This window comes from Veillonella sp. VA139 (assembly GCF_003992005.1).
Lineage (GTDB): Bacteria > Bacillota > Negativicutes > Veillonellales > Veillonellaceae > F0422.
The window spans coordinates 132246-148002 of the sequence record NZ_RQVL01000002.1; the positions used below are offsets into that span (position 1 = coordinate 132246).

The following is a 15757-nucleotide window of genomic DNA, read 5'->3' on the forward strand; positions in this document are numbered from 1 at the left end:
AAATTAGGGTGAAAACTGTTTATATTCCCATTAATTATTGACAGCACCATTCATTAGTATAGATATATTTTAATATAAGATATATATTAGATATGGAATAGTAAATGTACGAGAGGTATAGGTATACACATGAAAGATTGGGCAAAAAAGGATTTAGAATTAATTTGGCATCCATGTTCTCAAATGAAAGATTATGAAACATTGCCACCGATTGTGATCGACCATGCAAACGGTTGTTATTTATATGATGTAGATGGAAAAGAATATATAGATATCATTAGTTCTTGGTGGTGTAATTTACTAGGACATTGTCATCCAAAGGTCAACGAGGCGATTAAACACCAACTAGATACATTGGAACATGTTATCTTCGCTAACTTTAGCCATCGACCTGCTATCACATTGGCGGAACGATTGAAAGAAGTGGTGCCAGAAGGATTAACACGCTTTCATTTCAGTGATAATGGATCTGGTGCTGTAGAATGTGCTTTGAAAATGGCGTTCCAATACCACTATCAAACAGGCCACCCAGAGCGTCAGAAATTTTTATGCCTCAGTGAGAGCTATCATGGTGAAACCATTGGTGCTTTATCGGTAGGCAGTATGGACTTATTTGCTGAAATTTATAAGCCAATGTTGATGGATCAAACTGTTCACACTCAAGGACCAGACTGTTATCGTTGTGCTTATGGTAAAACTCGTGAAACTTGTTCATGTGAATGTTTTGAGCATATGGAAAAAGACTTTGCAGAACATGGATCTACCTTGGCAGCAGTAATTGTCGAACCATTGATTCAAGGGTGTGCAGGTATGAAAATGTATCCGCCAGAATACCTACGTAAACTACGTGAGCTGTGCGACCGTTATGGAGTGTTGCTGATTGCTGATGAAATTGCCACAGGATTTGGTCGTACAGGCAAGTTATTTGCCTTTGATCATGCAGGAGTATCCCCAGATATTATGACTGTCTCCAAAGCATTGACTGGTGGTTATATGCCGATGTCCATTACAGTAGTAGCTGAAAAAATTTACCAGGCGTTCTACGATGATTACCATACGATGAAAGCCTTCATGCATAGTCATACCTATAGTGGTAACCCATTAGGTTGTGCCGCTGCATTAGCAGTACTCGACACATTACGAGATGAGCATATTTTAGAAAAAGCAGAAGAGATGGGCAATTATTTACATGACGCCTTAGTGGAAGTCTTGGGGAATCACCCAAATGTAGGAGAAATCCGTCGTATGGGACTAATCAATGCCATCGAACTTGTTACCAATAAAGAAACAAAAGAAGGCTTTGATGGTTCCTTACGCATGGGCTATCAAATCTACAAAAAAGCATTGGATAGAGGTCTATTATTACGTCCATTAGGAAATGTTATCTATTTCAATCCACCTTTAACCATTGATAAAGAGACTATCGATATCGCTATCGAACGAACAGTACAAGCCATGGCAGATGTATTGAGTTTGTATTCAAAAATCAAAATATAACTCGTTAAACTAGTATCTTTGTGCTATAATTTAGATAGAAAAAGGAGTGTGAATCCTATGTCTATCAAACCTTATGAAGAACTTACGATACAAGATAATTTTATCTTTCAGAAAGTGATGCGTAATAAACGCATTTGCAAGCAAACGCTAGAAAGACTTTTAGATATTGATATTAAGGATATTGAATATCTAGAAGAAGAGAAGACTATTGATGTTCGCTTGGATAGCAAGAGTGTGCGACTAGATGTATTTGTCAATGATGATAAAGGAACTATCTTTAACATCGAAATGCAAACTAGCAAAGATATGAAGGAGCTTATTAAAAGAGCCAGATATTATCAAAGTGCAATAGATATTGATAGTTTAGAAAAGGGGCAACACTATTCAGAATTAAATGATGCATACGTTATTTTTATATGTACATTTGAGGTATATCCAGATAAGCTTCATAAGTATGACTTCAAAAATGTATGCTTGCAGAATACGGGTAGACACTTGAATGATGGGACTCAAAAGATTTTCTTGAGTACTAAGGGTGAATTGGATGATATATCTAAACCTTTAAAATATTTTTTAGATTATATAGATGGAAAAGATCCTGAAGATAGTCTGATGTGTGAGATTGATAGTGAAGTTCATACGATAAAACAATGTGATGAATGGAGGCGAGATTATATGACGTTAGCATTTGAAATGGAAAATAAACTAAAAGAAGGAATCGAAATAGGTAGAGAAGAAGGCAGAGAGGAAGGAAAAGTTGAAACGGTAATTGGCATGTTAAAGGAAAAGTTGTCCATAGAGATGATTGCTCGCATTACAAAATTAACAGTGGAACAAATTACTGAAATTGGTAAAATGAATGCATTGCTATAGTAGTTTTATAAGCAATGAATTAGAATGATAAAAAGGCTGTAAGCAAACGATACAAATGCTTACAGCCTTTTCTATATTCTGATTATGTTGTAAGGAATCAATAGTTCTAATAGATTACAAAGAGCCTTCTATCTTGCATGTAAGATATTCTAAACTAGTTGTTTTCTATATACCCCTCAGGTGATTTCGGTTCCACCACAATGTCGTTGTGGGTATTAAATATGACATATCCCAAAGGAAATCCAGGTGGCTTTTTAATGTGCTTCACTAAGGTGTAGTCCACGGTTACTTTCGATGTATCTTTTCCTTTGCTAAAGTAGGCGGCGATTTGCGCAGCGGCTTCAATCATTTTAATATCTGGCTCTACATCTGAACGTAAGATAACATGAGATCCTTGAGTATGCTGTGTATGTAACCATAGGTCATTAGGTTTAGCCCAACGGTTGGTGAGGTATTCGTTTTGTTGGTTATTTTGTCCCACATAGACATCGCCATTAGGAATGGTAAAGTGCAAGAAATTATCTTTTTTAATCTTGAAAGGAATCGGCTTTTTAGATTGACGCAATATGCCTGCACTTTCACACTCGCTGCGAATTTCTTGAACGGATTGCTTGGTCGTAGTCAAAGATAAACTGTATTGAATGGATTCCAAATACGAAAGGCGCATGGTGCTTTGTTCTAGTTGGTATTGACCATTTTTCGTGCGATTTTTCATCTTACGATATAGTTTATAATAAGCCTGCGCATTTTCCGTAATGGATAATGGGGGATCCAATGGGATAGTAATATCTTCAGCTGAGTCAGATAATACGTTTTGCACTGTTACCTCCGACTCATAGTGATGAGGTAAGTAGCTATAAATCATGAGCAAATCCCCATAGGATTTATACATATCAGCTTTGGATGTGTCATCTAGATCAGCCTTAATCTTTTCATGACGACCTTCTTCTTTTTTGATGGCAGCGGCGATAATTTTTTCTAGTTCTTTTCCTGCCGTATGAATGGCTCCTAACTTTGCCACATCTTGTGAAAGAGCCTCAGAAATTGTTGGATACTGGATAGTATCAACAATGGTGTAAGGAGAACTTTCACAGATAGAAATAGGCGTTAATAAGCGTTTACCTGTAGCCGTGGTGTATTGGAATAATCCTTGTGCCCTAAGAAGTTGGGATTGCAAATTAGTAAGTCCCTCGGTGATACTGCTAATAAGGCTCTCTGTCATCGGTGTCGTATGAGTTAGACCCATACGATAACATAGATCATCTAATAGGACCGGACCAAAGCCATTGAAGATATGACGAATGGTATTGCCCACTGTGTCTTGTGAAAAGGATTGTAGTAATTGTGTTATCTCTGGACCAGAAAACTGCATAAGATCCACACGAGAGGTGTTGGGTGGTAATTCATAAGCCAATTTAGGTGCCACAGAGCGCACACGGTTCATAAGTGGTGTCACATGAACAAGGGATTCCAAAATGGTGCCATCTTGAACAAAAATGCAGTTGGAATATTTGCCCATTAGTTCTACATAGATTTCATTTACAACGATGGAACCATCTAAGCCTAATTTATCGGCGGTGATGCGAATGATACGGTCCCCGTGTAGTTGCTCAATATTTGTGATACGAGCTCCTTCAATATGTTTCCGTAAATACATAATAAGAGATGTAGGCTCCTTTGGAGCATCTACAATCTTGTCTGTCACATAGATAGAGGGAGCACTGCCTACGGTAATCACTAAGTATGGACTTGTGGTAGGTGTATTAATTTTTAAAAGTATACTTGTTTTATCAATCTGCTGAATACGTTGAATCTGACCGTTTCCAACTTGCTCGTTCAGTTCTCGTATTAATACAGACAATGTTAAACCATCTAAATTCATGGGAATCCTTTCGTTATAGGTGTATTGTTATATCTAAAAGTGTAACATATCAGTAAAATCATACTTCGATACTATACAAAAGACATAGCTATTTATTTATAAGATTACAAAAATGATTGACATTACATGGTATCTTACTAAGGATACAATGCGTATGTACTATTTATTAATAAGGGGATAAATTTAAAAAACTATCCCTATACTAGTATACACTAATCTTTCAGAAGGAGATACCTTACACCCTCTATTCAATCATTATGCTTGTTATTGATGAGGATTTTAAGTGGTAACTTATTGGCATAATTTTTGTGGTAATTTTATAGTATATTAGTGGGGGAAATGTAGTCTATACATAATCGAAATATAAGACAGGTTTTTAGAGAAATAGATCTTGGTTTTCTATTATTCATATAAGGTATCATACTAGAAAATAATGTAGAAAGGTATATCGGATTCTATCATAAAAAATTTTATTTTTGTGCCGTACCGTGCTATACTGAAAGGTAAGAAATAGATCGGAAACGCGAGGTAAATCCATGAACAGTATGACAGGCTTTGGTCGCGGCATAGTGACTACAGAAACAGGAAGTTTCCAAGTAGAGATTAAAACGGTAAATACGCGCTATTGTGACATTATCATTAAAAGCCCTAAACAATTTAATATCTTTGAAGACAAAGTACGACGGTTAATCCAATCAGCCTTTCAACGTGGTAAGGTAGAGGTGTCTATCTTATACAAAGAGTCCGGCGAGCAAGAGAAAGAATTATCTATGAACCGTGCCTTATGTGGACAGATTAAACAATTTTTAGTAGAAGAAGGATTCTATGCTGATGTGAAAGAGGTCCCTTTGTCGGCGATTATGTCCATTTCTTCAGACTGGATCACTGTAGAAGAACCACCTACTGATGAAGAGGCGATGGGACGAGCTTTAGAAGAGGCAACAAAATTGGCCATTGACGGTGTTCTTGCGATGCGTGCCAAAGAAGGCGTTGCGATGAAAGAAGATATTACGAAACGTCTACAAGGGATTGAAACATTATTTGCTTACATGAAAAGTCGAAGAGATGTGGCCTTAGCACACCATGAAGAGCGATTATTGCAACGGATCCAAACTATGCTAGATAAAGTGGGCGTAGACTTTCAAGAAGAACGGTTTATGCAAGAAGTGGCTATACTTTCAGATAAAGTAGATATTTCGGAAGAGATTGCCCGATTTGCCTCACATGTGGTACAATTAAAAGAAATACTTGAGGAAGAAGGACCTATTGGACGTAAGTTAGATTTCTTGTTACAAGAAATGAACCGCGAGGTGAATACGATGGGATCCAAAGGGAATGAAATCACCATTGTAGACACCGTTGTACAATTGAAGGTAGAGTTAGAAAAAGTAAGAGAGCAAATTCAGAATATAGAATAATGTGTAAGTAGTACTGGAGTTATCATGTCTGATAAAGGAATATTAATCGTCATTTCAGGACCATCTGGGGCAGGAAAAGGCACGATTTGTGCAGAACTCCGCAAGCAAATGCCAAACTTGGTCTATTCTGTATCGATGACCACACGCCAACCGCGGGTGGGTGAAGAAGAGGGTATTAGCTATTTCTTCCGAGATGTAGATACATTTGAAAAATTAATCAAAGAAGATGCATTCTTAGAATATGCAAAAGTGTACGATAATTACTATGGTACACCGAAAGAGCACGTCATGAACTTATTAGAAGAAGGCAAGAGTGTGATTTTGGAGATTGATATTCAAGGTGCTATGAAGGTAAAAGAATCCTACAGCGATGCTGTCTTTATCTACGTTGTACCGCCATCCTTAGATGTGTTAACATCTCGTCTGCATGGTCGTGGTACGGATGATAAAGAAGTGATTCATAAACGTTTATCTTTAGCTTGTTCAGAATTAGCATTAGCACATCGTTATGATTACATAGTGGTGAATGATGATTTGGAAGATGCTATTGAACGAACAGCATCTATCTTGCGGGCTGAAACATGTAAGATTAGTCGAAATAAAGAAAAAATTCAATACATTTATAAACGATATAGCAATGAGCAACAAGAAAATCATTAAGTTGCTATTGGTATGTCAAAATACTAGTGTTTAATACAGAGGAGACTTTCATTATGATGGTAGAACCGCATTTAAAAGATTTGGAAAAACAAGTAGATAGCAAGTACACATTGGTAACATTGGCAGCGAAACGTGCTCGTGAATTAACTGATGGACAGCCATCCTTAGTAGGTGATGTAGGCACAGAAAATCCTGTATCCATCGCTTTATATGAAATTGCAGCGGAGCAAGTTGGCTTTGAACGCACAAAAGATGGCGTGAAATAATTTTATACGGAATGTATATGATGCCTAATGAATAGAGGAATCCAACTGTATTCATTAGGTATTTTTTTCAGGTATACTACATTCCTAAAAGCTATAACAAAAGATACTATAAAGGTAGAAAATATAAGGGAAGTAGGGTATAATTAAACTGTTCATGTAAATAATTATTGGAGGTTTATATGGCTAAAGATTGTTCATTTGACGTTGTATCCGAAGTGGATATGCAAGAAGTAGATAATGCAGTAAATCAAGCGAAGAAAGAAATTGGCACTCGCTACGATTTCCGTAATAGCAAAGCAGATATAGAACACGATGGTGATACTATAAAAATTCATTGTGATGATGAATATAAATTAGGGGCTATTATCGATGTGCTAAAAGGCAAAATGGTGAAACGTAATGTGGCCATTAAAAACTTGGAATATGGCAAAATTGAACCAGCATCTGGTGGTACAGTTCGCCAAGTTGTGACCATCAAAAATGGTATCTCTAAAGAGGTAGCTAAAGATGTGGTGAAACTCATCAAAAATATGAAATTAAAAGTGACGGCTCAAATTATGGAAGACCAAGTACGTGTAGCAGGAAAAGACAAAGATCAATTACAAGCAGTGATTACGATGCTTCGTGAACAAGATTTACCTGTAGAATTACAATTTGTGAATTTCCGTTCTTAATCAAATAGAGGAGCATCACCCAATGGATGCTCCTATTTTATCATGTGAGGGACTATGAACGTAGAAGATATGCGTGGTGGTTACACCACTGGTTCCTGTGCAACAGCAGGGGTAAAAGCAGGACTCTTAGCCCTAATCGAAGAAGAAATTGTTGACCAAGTTTCTATACGAAACCCGCAAGATGCTTTCATTCATGTGCCCATTGCCAAGGTAGAAGTAGTATCGCCAACGGAGGTAATGGTAACTGTTGTGAAAGATGGTGGCGATGACCCGGATGTCACACATGGTACTGATATTGTGACTACAGTGACATTAAATCAATCGGGAATCATTACCTATGAAGCTGGATTTGGAGTTGGTACAGTAACGAAACCAGGCTTGGCATTACCCGTAGGAGAACCAGCCATCAATCCAGGTCCTAGAACAATGATTTCCTATGTATTTGAAGAATTAGTACCGAAAGGTATGGGTATCCATGTGAAAGTCTCTGTCCCAGCTGGAGAAACCTTGGCTAGAAAAACCTTGAATGGCACCCTTGGTATTGAAGGTGGTATTTCTATCATTGGCACGACAGGTATTGTAAAGCCCATGAGTGAAGAAGGGTTTAAAAACTCTTTAGTACCCCAATTGCGTGTCATGAAAGAAGCTGGTTATACAACGGCCATACTTGTACCAGGGCGTATAGGTCAAGAAATTGCAAAAGAGCAGCTGGGTATTTCTATCAATCAAATGGCAGAAACAAGTAATTTTATCGGATTTATGCTAGAACAATGTGTCAAAATTGGATTTAAAAATATCCTTATCATTGGTCATATAGGTAAAATTATAAAACTGGCTAGCGGTAGCTTTCACACCCACAACCGCATGAGTGATGGTCGGATGGAAACCATTGTTGCCTATGCAGCCTTAGAAGGGGCATCTCGAGAAGTTTGTGAAGAGTTGATGGACTGTCGCACTACAGAAGCGGCTATGCCAATTATTGAACGGGAGCATCTAGAGGGTATTTATCAGCGCGTAGCGGATCGCGCATCCTTACGTTCTATGCGCTATATTGCGCAAGATGCAAACGTTGGTATTATCATATCTACCTTAGATGGCACTATATTGGCCGTCGATGAGGTAGCGAAACAAATAGGAGAAGAAGAATCATGGCACATACCTTGTATGTCGTAGGTATTGGCCCTGGGAATCCAGAGTATGTAGTACCTAGAGGATTACATCTTATCAAGCAGGCTAAGGTCTTGGTAGGAAGTGAGCGAGCATTAGAAGACTTTGCTCAGCCAGGTCAGTTGACCTTTCCTATTGCGAAACTAGCACCTATGGCAGAGTGGATGGGACAGCAACTACAATCCAACGATATTGTAGTCTTAGTTAGTGGTGATACGGGGTATTATTCCTTATTGCCATACTTAAAAACTAAATTCCCTAACAATCCAATCGATGTGACACCGGGCATAAGTTCTATGACATTTGCCTTTGCTAGACTTGGTGAAGTGTGGCACAATGCAGATTTAATGAGCTTTCACGGCCGTCGCCCAGAGGAAAAAGATTTGTATTATGCGGAAGGACGTAAATTAGGATTCTTAACAGATCCTGAACAGAATCCTGCCTATATTGCAAAATATTTAATCGAAGAACATGGTTGGCCCAAGGATACAAAAGCGGCTGCTTGTGAACGATTGAGTTATGAAGATGAGCGTATTGAACGCGGCACATTAGAAGAATTACAGACATTGGAGGGCTTTGGTCACTCCGTAATGGTGGTATTAGGATGAGACATTTTTTTGGAATTGAAGACGAGGAATTTATTCGTGGCGATGTGCCCATGACGAAAAAAGAAATTCGTATGGTTGTTATGAATGCAGCTCGTGTACAAGAAGATAGCATAGTTCTTGATGTGGGAGCTGGTACAGGGTCCATTTCGATTGAAGCTGCCTTAGCAGCTCCGAAAGGACATGTATATGCTATTGAGCGCTTTGAGAAAGCGACAGATTTAATTCGCCAAAATCAAGAAAAATTTGGCGTGAAAAACTTAACAATTATTGAGGCCAAAGCCCCAGAAGGTATGGAAGATTTACCAGAATTGGACGCTGTTATCATTGGTGGTAGCGCTGGTGGTATGGGTACCATTATGGACGAAGCAACTCGGTTGTTGAAAGTGGGTGGTCGTCTTGTGGTAACTGCTGTGACTATGGAAACAGGGTATACCATTTTGAAAGAGTTAAAAGGTAGACCATATACCTATGAAGGATTCCAAATGCAAGTGAGTCGTTTTAGAAAAGCCGGCCCGTACCATTTATTAAATCCATTGAGCCCTATTTTTATCGTAACTGCTGTGAAACAGGAGGCATAATATGGCACAAGTACATATCGTGGGCGCTGGCCCTGGCGATCCAGAATTAATTACCCGTAAGGGATATCGATTGGTACAAGAAGCAGATGTAGTAATCTACGCTGGTTCCTTGGTTAATCCAGAGATTTTAGAAGCTTGTAAAGAAGGCTGTGAAATACATAATTCTGCATCTATGAGCTTAGATGATGTATTAGCAGTGACAAAAGCTCGTGTGGCAGAAGGTAAAACAGTGGTGCGTTTACATACAGGTGACCCTGCTATCTACGGAGCCATTCAAGAACAAATGGATGCGTTAAAAGAAATGGGCATTACCTATGATGTAACACCTGGGGTAAGCTCTTTCTTGGCAACAGCAGCTGCATTACAACAAGAGTATACATTGCCAAATGTAACCCAAACTGTCATCATCACTCGCATGGAAGGCAGAACGCCTATGCCAGAAAAAGAAAAATTACCTATGTTGGCTAGCCATGGTGCGACAATGTGTATTTTCTTGTCTGTCCAAATGATTGATAAAGTGGCGGCAGAGTTAATTGAAGGTGGCTATGATAAAACAACACCTGTGGCTATCGTTGTGAAAGCATCTTGGCCAGACCAACGCATCATTCGTGGTACACTAGAAACCATTGCTGATGTGGTGGCAGAAGAAGGTGTTATCCGCCAAGCTATGATCGTAGTAAGCCGTGTATTAGATACAGATTATGAATTATCTAAACTCTATGACAAAGGCTTTGCTCATATGTATCGAGATGCGAAGTAATGAAGATTGCTATCGTATCTGTTACAAAACGAGGAGCTGCCTTAGGGCAATTAGTGCGTAGCGCTTATACACAAGAGCATGTGGTAGATTGCTATGAAAAGGAAGACCGTGAAAGTGGCGAAACAGCCATATCCTTTTCTTCTTTGAAACCACATATTGAAAACTTGTGGAAAGACTATGACCGTATCTTATTTATTATGGCTACAGGCATTGTAGTGCGTATGATTGCACCTTTCATCAAGCATAAATCGGAAGATCCAGCTATTTTAGTGATGGATGAAGGGGGTCACTTTGTGATTAGCCTATTATCTGGTCATTTAGGCGGCGCTAATGAATGGACTAGCGAGGTAGCAATGATTACGGGTGCAACTCCGGTGATTACGACAGCTACAGATGTAAATCAATTGCCCGCACCAGATGTATTGGCTCGCAAGATAGGCGCCAAGGTAGAAGACTTCTCCATGCTTATTAAGGTAAATGCGGCTATCGTCAATGGAGAAACTGTCAAATATTATTTAGATCGTACCTTGGCAGATGACTTTGAAAGGGCTGTACAAGCACATCAAGTGGACTATGTTCTCTTTCATCCGGAGGAACCATTCCCATGGGGCCTGGAGCCAAAGGTTGTGATTACAGATAGAACGATTGATTGTATAGGTGTCACACTGGTGTTACGGCCACCGACGATGACGGTGGGCATTGGATGCCGCCGTGATACACCGAAAGAATTGATACTTTCAGCCGTATCAGAATCATTGCAAAATGTAAAACGGTCCCCATTAAGTGTTAAGGGAGCCGCCTCAGTCATCGTGAAAGCGGATGAAGTAGGTTTATTGGAAGCCATGGAAGAGCTCAAATGGCCTATCCAATTTTATACACAAGAAGAAATGGCCCCTTGTATTGAAGAGGCACAAATTATTGAATCAAATTTTGTTAAACAAACCATAGGAGTAGGAAACGTATGCGAAACGACAGCACTATTACTAGCGCAGGGGCAGGAGCTACTGCAGCACAAAACCATATTTCCGAGAACAACCGTAGCCATTGCACGGGTACGTTACAAGTTATCGGAATCGGACCTGGTAACTCAGAATTTATGACACCAGAAGCACGGGAAGCGATTTTACAAGCAGACCGTGTGGTAGGTTACATTACGTATTTAGACTTGATTAAAGACCTTGTAGCAGACAAAGTCACTGTAGGTACAGGCATGATGCAAGAAGTAGATCGTTGCCAACAAGCAGTGGATTTAGCTGTAGAAGGTTATAAAGTGGTGGTGGTATCCAGTGGTGACCCTGGTGTATACGGTATGGCTGGCCTTGTCATCGAATTGGCTAACAAAGTGGCAGAGGAAAAACGTCCTCCTGTACATATCGTTCCAGGTTTAAGCGCTGTGAACATGGCAGCAGCTGTGTTGGGTGCTCCATTGATGCATGACTTTGCGGTTATTAGTTTGAGCGATTTGATGACACCATGGGACTTAATCAAAAAACGTGCAGCTCTATGTGCAGAAGGTGATATGGTTATCGCTTTATATAACCCACGCAGTAAAAAACGTATCACTCATTTAGATGAAGTACGTGAACTTGTATTACAACATCGCGATCCTAAAACACCTGTAGGTATTGTCCAAAAAGCAGGCCGTGCAGGTCAACATATCATCATTTCTGATTTAGAACATTTCCACAAAGAAGAAATTGATATGCAAACATTAGTTATCATTGGTAACAGCCAAACCTATGTGGAAAATGGTAAAATCATTACACCACGAGGATATAAACTGTGATCTGGGTCATAGCGGGTACGCTAGATGGCCGTAACTTAGCGGTAGCCGTGCAAGAGCATACAGGATTACCTGTATTGGTGTCTGTAGTGAGCCAATATGGGGCACAATTAGCATCTCACCCAGGTATTGAAGTCCATGAAGGCCGTTTGAATTTAAAGGAGATGAAAGCTCTCATTCAAAATAAAGGCATTACGATGCTTATTGATGCCAGCCATCCTTATGCGGCGATAGTAACAGCCACAGCTCGTGAGGCAGCAGCAGATATGGAGATTCCTTTCATTCGTTTTGAACGGAAAGAAGTACCATTGCCAGAATATGACAAACTTCATCATGTCAGCAATGAAGAAGAGGCGGCTACTTTAGCAGGCCAACTAGGTACGAAAGTGTATCTTACAACAGGTAGTAAGACTATGCATGTTTTTGCAAAATCTGATGCCTTACAAGATAAAGAAGTATGGACCCGTGTATTACCGACGGCGGAAGTACTACAGATGATGGAAGATTTAGGCGTATCTCCTAAATATACAATAGCTATGCAAGGACCATTTTCTTATGAAATGAATAAGGTGATGTTCCAAGATACAAAAGCAGAGGTAGTTGTGATGAAAAACTCTGGCCTTGTGGGAGGTTCAGATACAAAGCTACAAGCTGCTATCGATTTAAACGTACATGTTATTGTCATCGATCGCCCAACGCCGGCGAAAGGGGCAGTGACAATTTCAACAGTAGAAGAATTTAAAACTCTATGGGAGGATTACGATGGATTACATTAAAAACCCGAAAGCAATTGAAGATAAAAGTATGGAAATTATTTACCCATATGTGAAAGACATGGGATTTACTGACGATGAAATTCGTGTGGTATCTCGTACTATCCATGCGTCTGGTGACGTAGAATATGCGAAATTATTCCGTACTAGTGAAGGTGCTGTAGCAGCAGGTATTGCAGCTGTTAACAATGGCGCTCATGTTTATACTGATGTGGAAATGGTGCGTACAGGTATTTCTAAACCAGCATTGAAGCTTCACAACAGTGAAGCACATTGCTTAATTCGTGATGAAAAAGTAGCGGAAATGGCAAAAGAATTAGGCGTAACACGCTCTATTGCTGCGATGCGTACATTTGGTAAACAATTAGAAGGACAAATTGTGGCAATCGGTAATGCACCAACTGCTTTATATGAAGTATTGCGCCTTGCTTTAGAAGAAGGGATTCGTCCTGCTTTAATCATTGGTATTCCAGTAGGCTTCGTAGGTGCTGCAGAATCTAAAGATTATTTGGCAGAAGTATCTCCAGTTCCGTATATTACAATTCAAGGTAACAAAGGTGGTAGTTCCATTGCGGCATCCGTTGTTAACGCATTGTTCTACACAGATGTAAAACGTAACGACATGTTATTTGTAGAAGGAAAAGAAAAGAAATAATGAATAGAACGAGTCAAACACGCAATGCATGGCGTATGTTTCTCGTTCTAGTGTTTGGGGCAGCAGCGATTGCTGCCCTTATCTTGTCATTGGTATTTGGGTCCGCCCAGACTACATTGGCTCAAATTTGGCACACATTGTGGTCTCCCACTTTATCTGATACGAACTCACTAGTCATATGGAACATTCGCTTTCCGAGAAATATAGTAGCCGCCCTAGTAGGGTCCAATCTAGCGGTAGCAGGTGCTATTTTACAAGCAGTTATGAAAAATCCATTAGCAGATCCGCAAATCGTAGGTGTTTCCTCAGGTGCAGGATTAGCTGGTGTCATAGTATTGATTTTATTTCCTTACCTAGAATATGCAGTGCCATTCATCGCCTTTATTGGCGCTTTGACGGCAGCCATACTTGTGTATGCCTTAGCTTGGAAACAGGGCATACGACCAAGCCGTATTATCTTGGCAGGTGTGGCGGTAGCTGCATTTCTAGGGTCCATGATATCTGCCTTGCTTGTATTTTATGGGGATCGCGTACAAGGGGCATTATTATGGATGGTTGGCGGTCTTGCCGCTCGTAGTTGGCCACAAGTATATGTCTTAATTCCGTATACCATAGGGGGCTTAGTATTTGCCTTCTTAGGGGCAAAACGATTGACCATACTTAGCTTAGGCGATGAAACAGCTCGTAGTTTAGGCTTAGCTGTAGAGAAAACAAGGTTTATGATGACAGCCGTGGCAGCATTACTAGCAGCCAGTGCCGTGTCAGTAGCAGGATTGATTGGTTTCGTAGGGCTGATCATTCCTCACATTGCGCGCATGATGCTAGGCACAGATTATCGATTCCTGTTACCGGGATCTGCCTTTTTAGGAGCTTTTGTCCTTGTCATCAGCGACACAGTGGGACGTACATTATTTAGCCCTATTGAGATTCCAGTAGGCATCATTATGGCCTTCTTCGGAGCTCCATTCTTCTTATATTTATTGAGGAGGGATGACTAATGAAACCAGTAATTTCTGTGAAAGATTGTCGTGTCTCCTTTGGTGAAAAAAAAGTTTTAAAGGGTATCGATTGGACCGTCTATGAAGGTGAAATCGCTACCTTGATTGGACCTAACGGTTGTGGTAAAAGTACTTTATTACATGCCATTACTAGTGCTATTAAAAGCACTGGAACCATCAAAATTGCTGGGAAAGAAGCAGAGAAGTATTCGAATAAAGAATTAGCTAGATATATGGCATTCTTACCACAAGTACCATCTATCCCAAAAGATATGTTAGTAGAAGAACTCGTCAACTGTGGTCGATTCCCTTATCAATCTTGGTGGAAGCAACAAGGATCTCATGATAAAGAAGTGGTAGATGCTGCCTTAGAGGCAACACAAGTAAGTCATTTGCGGAATCAGCTAGTATCTTCCTTATCCGGTGGGGAACGGCAACGTGTATGGATTGCCATGGCATTAGCTCAAGAACCAAAAGTATTAATCTTGGATGAGCCAACTACATATTTAGACATTAATCATCAGTTGGAGATTATGGAGTTACTGCAGGGCTTAAATTGCCGTGATGGGTTAACAGTTGTCATGGTTCTTCATGAATTGAACCAAGCCGCACAATATTCCCATCGGGTCGGTGTACTCTATCAAGGACAGATCTTGGCCGATGGATCACCAAAAGATGTGATGACAGAAGAATTACTAGAAAAAGTATTTGCTGTTAGAACAGATGTAGAACAAGGGGAGTTCCCTTATATACGGATACAAGGACTGTTGTAGTACTTGAGCAAAACTTAACAAGGGAGCTATCATCTTGTGTATCGGCATAGTCATAACCATTGGCTATGCCGATTTTTTGTGATTTGGGAGATGTACTGATGGTGTTAGTATATAAATCAATAATTGTATGATACAATAACGGTATATTAATGAGTAAAATTGACGAATTCCCCACAGAAATGGGCAACGACTACAAATGCCAAAGGCTTATTTGTAAAAGTTGGTAGAGCTGGTGGTACGTTCGCACATAAAGATATTGCTTTTAAATTCACTTCTTGGATCTATTTTGAAGAAATAATTTTCAAAAGCAAGATGTTTGATATGGATGTGGATACTACTTTTAAAATACGTGGTGAAAGATTAGGAATAGGGTAGAACGATAAATTTTTAAA

Annotated in this window: 18 protein-coding genes; 17 read left to right on the top strand and 1 reads right to left on the bottom strand. The window is 39.7% G+C overall.

Translation table 11 applies throughout. From position 1 onward, the window contains the following. Window positions 1-129: 129 nt before the first annotated feature. Both bioA and EO125_RS01875 read left to right on the top strand, forming a co-directional pair. Complete coding sequence (gene bioA / locus EO125_RS01870) at window positions 130-1497, top strand: adenosylmethionine--8-amino-7-oxononanoate transaminase (protein ID WP_127147394.1); 1368 nt, start codon at window positions 130-132, stop codon at window positions 1495-1497. 57 nt (window positions 1498-1554) lie between these two features. Then, window positions 1555-2370: an Rpn family recombination-promoting nuclease/putative transposase gene (locus EO125_RS01875; protein WP_127147395.1), complete on the top strand. Its 816-nt coding sequence runs from the start codon at window positions 1555-1557 to the stop codon at window positions 2368-2370. Between the two features lie 154 nt (window positions 2371-2524). Here EO125_RS01875 and EO125_RS01880 read toward each other — a convergent pair whose 3' ends face one another. Continuing rightward, a complete protein-coding gene (locus tag EO125_RS01880) occupies window positions 2525-4252 on the bottom strand; it encodes an NFACT family protein (protein WP_127147396.1) in 1728 nt (575 codons plus the stop codon). 536 nt (window positions 4253-4788) lie between these two features. On the opposite strand from EO125_RS01880, the gene EO125_RS01885 reads away from it, so the two are divergent. The 15 genes from EO125_RS01885 (at window position 4789) to EO125_RS01955 (ending at window position 15740) form a co-directional block, all read left to right on the top strand. Then, entirely contained in the window at window positions 4789-5670 is an 882-nt protein-coding gene (locus EO125_RS01885; protein WP_127147397.1) for a YicC/YloC family endoribonuclease, read from the top strand. 24 nt (window positions 5671-5694) lie between these two features. Continuing rightward, a complete protein-coding gene (gene gmk, locus EO125_RS01890; RefSeq protein ID WP_127147398.1) occupies window positions 5695-6330 on the top strand; it encodes a guanylate kinase in 636 nt (211 codons plus the stop codon). A 53-nt stretch (window positions 6331-6383) separates the two neighbouring features. Continuing rightward, window positions 6384-6596 (top strand): DNA-directed RNA polymerase subunit omega, encoded by a 213-nt coding sequence (gene rpoZ, locus EO125_RS01895; RefSeq protein WP_127147399.1) that lies wholly within the window; start codon window positions 6384-6386, stop codon window positions 6594-6596. Window positions 6597-6775: 179 nt separating this feature from the next. Next, entirely contained in the window at window positions 6776-7270 is a 495-nt protein-coding gene (locus EO125_RS01900; RefSeq protein ID WP_062402554.1) for a YajQ family cyclic di-GMP-binding protein, read from the top strand. A 54-nt stretch (window positions 7271-7324) separates the two neighbouring features. After that, window positions 7325-8443 (top strand): cobalt-precorrin-5B (C(1))-methyltransferase CbiD, encoded by a 1119-nt coding sequence (cbiD, locus tag EO125_RS01905; protein ID WP_127147400.1) that lies wholly within the window; start codon window positions 7325-7327, stop codon window positions 8441-8443. After that, window positions 8419-9045, top strand: coding sequence for a precorrin-6y C5,15-methyltransferase (decarboxylating) subunit CbiE (gene cbiE / locus EO125_RS01910; RefSeq protein WP_127147401.1), 627 nt, complete (start codon window positions 8419-8421; stop codon window positions 9043-9045). Before cbiD ends, cbiE begins: the two co-directional genes overlap by 25 nt. Continuing rightward, window positions 9042-9623: a precorrin-6Y C5,15-methyltransferase (decarboxylating) subunit CbiT gene (gene cbiT, locus EO125_RS01915; protein WP_127147402.1), complete on the top strand. Its 582-nt coding sequence runs from the start codon at window positions 9042-9044 to the stop codon at window positions 9621-9623. Before cbiE ends, cbiT begins: the two co-directional genes overlap by 4 nt. A gap of 1 nt (window position 9624) precedes the next feature. Beyond that, a complete protein-coding gene (gene cobM, locus EO125_RS01920) occupies window positions 9625-10383 on the top strand; it encodes a precorrin-4 C(11)-methyltransferase (RefSeq protein WP_127147403.1) in 759 nt (252 codons plus the stop codon). Beyond that, window positions 10383-11483 (top strand): cobalt-precorrin 5A hydrolase, encoded by a 1101-nt coding sequence (locus EO125_RS01925; RefSeq protein WP_240630414.1) that lies wholly within the window; start codon window positions 10383-10385, stop codon window positions 11481-11483. Before cobM ends, EO125_RS01925 begins: the two co-directional genes overlap by 1 nt. Next, window positions 11480-12169 carry a precorrin-3B C(17)-methyltransferase gene (gene cobJ, locus EO125_RS01930; protein ID WP_240630417.1) on the top strand — a complete coding sequence of 230 codons (690 nt, stop codon included), beginning with the start codon at window positions 11480-11482 and terminating at the stop codon, window positions 12167-12169. The genes EO125_RS01925 and cobJ overlap by 4 nt, the downstream gene beginning before the upstream one ends. Further along, entirely contained in the window at window positions 12166-12942 is a 777-nt protein-coding gene (gene cobK, locus EO125_RS01935) for a precorrin-6A reductase (protein WP_127147405.1), read from the top strand. The genes cobJ and cobK overlap by 4 nt, the downstream gene beginning before the upstream one ends. Then, entirely contained in the window at window positions 12929-13594 is a 666-nt protein-coding gene (locus tag EO125_RS01940) for a precorrin-8X methylmutase (protein ID WP_127061037.1), read from the top strand. The genes cobK and EO125_RS01940 overlap by 14 nt, the downstream gene beginning before the upstream one ends. 35 nt (window positions 13595-13629) lie before the next feature. Beyond that, window positions 13630-14592 (top strand): FecCD family ABC transporter permease, encoded by a 963-nt coding sequence (locus tag EO125_RS01945; RefSeq protein ID WP_370447282.1) that lies wholly within the window; start codon window positions 13630-13632, stop codon window positions 14590-14592. Continuing rightward, on the top strand, window positions 14592-15365 hold the full coding sequence (locus EO125_RS01950; RefSeq protein ID WP_127147407.1) for an ABC transporter ATP-binding protein: 774 nt from the start codon (window positions 14592-14594) through the stop codon (window positions 15363-15365). The genes EO125_RS01945 and EO125_RS01950 overlap by 1 nt, the downstream gene beginning before the upstream one ends. A gap of 159 nt (window positions 15366-15524) precedes the next feature. After that, window positions 15525-15740, top strand: a complete 216-nt coding sequence (locus tag EO125_RS01955) for a KilA-N domain-containing protein (RefSeq protein ID WP_127147408.1) — start codon at window positions 15525-15527, stop codon at window positions 15738-15740. The last annotated feature ends 17 nt before the right edge of the window (window positions 15741-15757 follow it).

Coding starts and splice junctions, on each gene's coding strand:
- bioA (WP_127147394.1), top strand. CDS start 130: ATGAAAGATTGGGCAAAAAAGGATTTAGAATTAATTTGGCATCCATGT.
- EO125_RS01875 (WP_127147395.1), top strand. CDS start 1,555: ATGTCTATCAAACCTTATGAAGAACTTACGATACAAGATAATTTTATC.
- EO125_RS01880 (WP_127147396.1), bottom strand. CDS start 4,252: ATGAATTTAGATGGTTTAACATTGTCTGTATTAATACGAGAACTGAAC.
- EO125_RS01885 (WP_127147397.1), top strand. CDS start 4,789: ATGAACAGTATGACAGGCTTTGGTCGCGGCATAGTGACTACAGAAACA.
- gmk (WP_127147398.1), top strand. CDS start 5,695: ATGTCTGATAAAGGAATATTAATCGTCATTTCAGGACCATCTGGGGCA.
- rpoZ (WP_127147399.1), top strand. CDS start 6,384: ATGATGGTAGAACCGCATTTAAAAGATTTGGAAAAACAAGTAGATAGC.
- EO125_RS01900 (WP_062402554.1), top strand. CDS start 6,776: ATGGCTAAAGATTGTTCATTTGACGTTGTATCCGAAGTGGATATGCAA.
- cbiD (WP_127147400.1), top strand. CDS start 7,325: ATGAACGTAGAAGATATGCGTGGTGGTTACACCACTGGTTCCTGTGCA.
- cbiE (WP_127147401.1), top strand. CDS start 8,419: ATGGCACATACCTTGTATGTCGTAGGTATTGGCCCTGGGAATCCAGAG.
- cbiT (WP_127147402.1), top strand. CDS start 9,042: ATGAGACATTTTTTTGGAATTGAAGACGAGGAATTTATTCGTGGCGAT.
- cobM (WP_127147403.1), top strand. CDS start 9,625: ATGGCACAAGTACATATCGTGGGCGCTGGCCCTGGCGATCCAGAATTA.
- EO125_RS01925 (WP_240630414.1), top strand. CDS start 10,383: ATGAAGATTGCTATCGTATCTGTTACAAAACGAGGAGCTGCCTTAGGG.
- cobJ (WP_240630417.1), top strand. CDS start 11,480: ATGACACCAGAAGCACGGGAAGCGATTTTACAAGCAGACCGTGTGGTA.
- EO125_RS01940 (WP_127061037.1), top strand. CDS start 12,929: ATGGATTACATTAAAAACCCGAAAGCAATTGAAGATAAAAGTATGGAA.
- EO125_RS01945 (WP_370447282.1), top strand. CDS start 13,630: ATGTTTCTCGTTCTAGTGTTTGGGGCAGCAGCGATTGCTGCCCTTATC.
- EO125_RS01950 (WP_127147407.1), top strand. CDS start 14,592: ATGAAACCAGTAATTTCTGTGAAAGATTGTCGTGTCTCCTTTGGTGAA.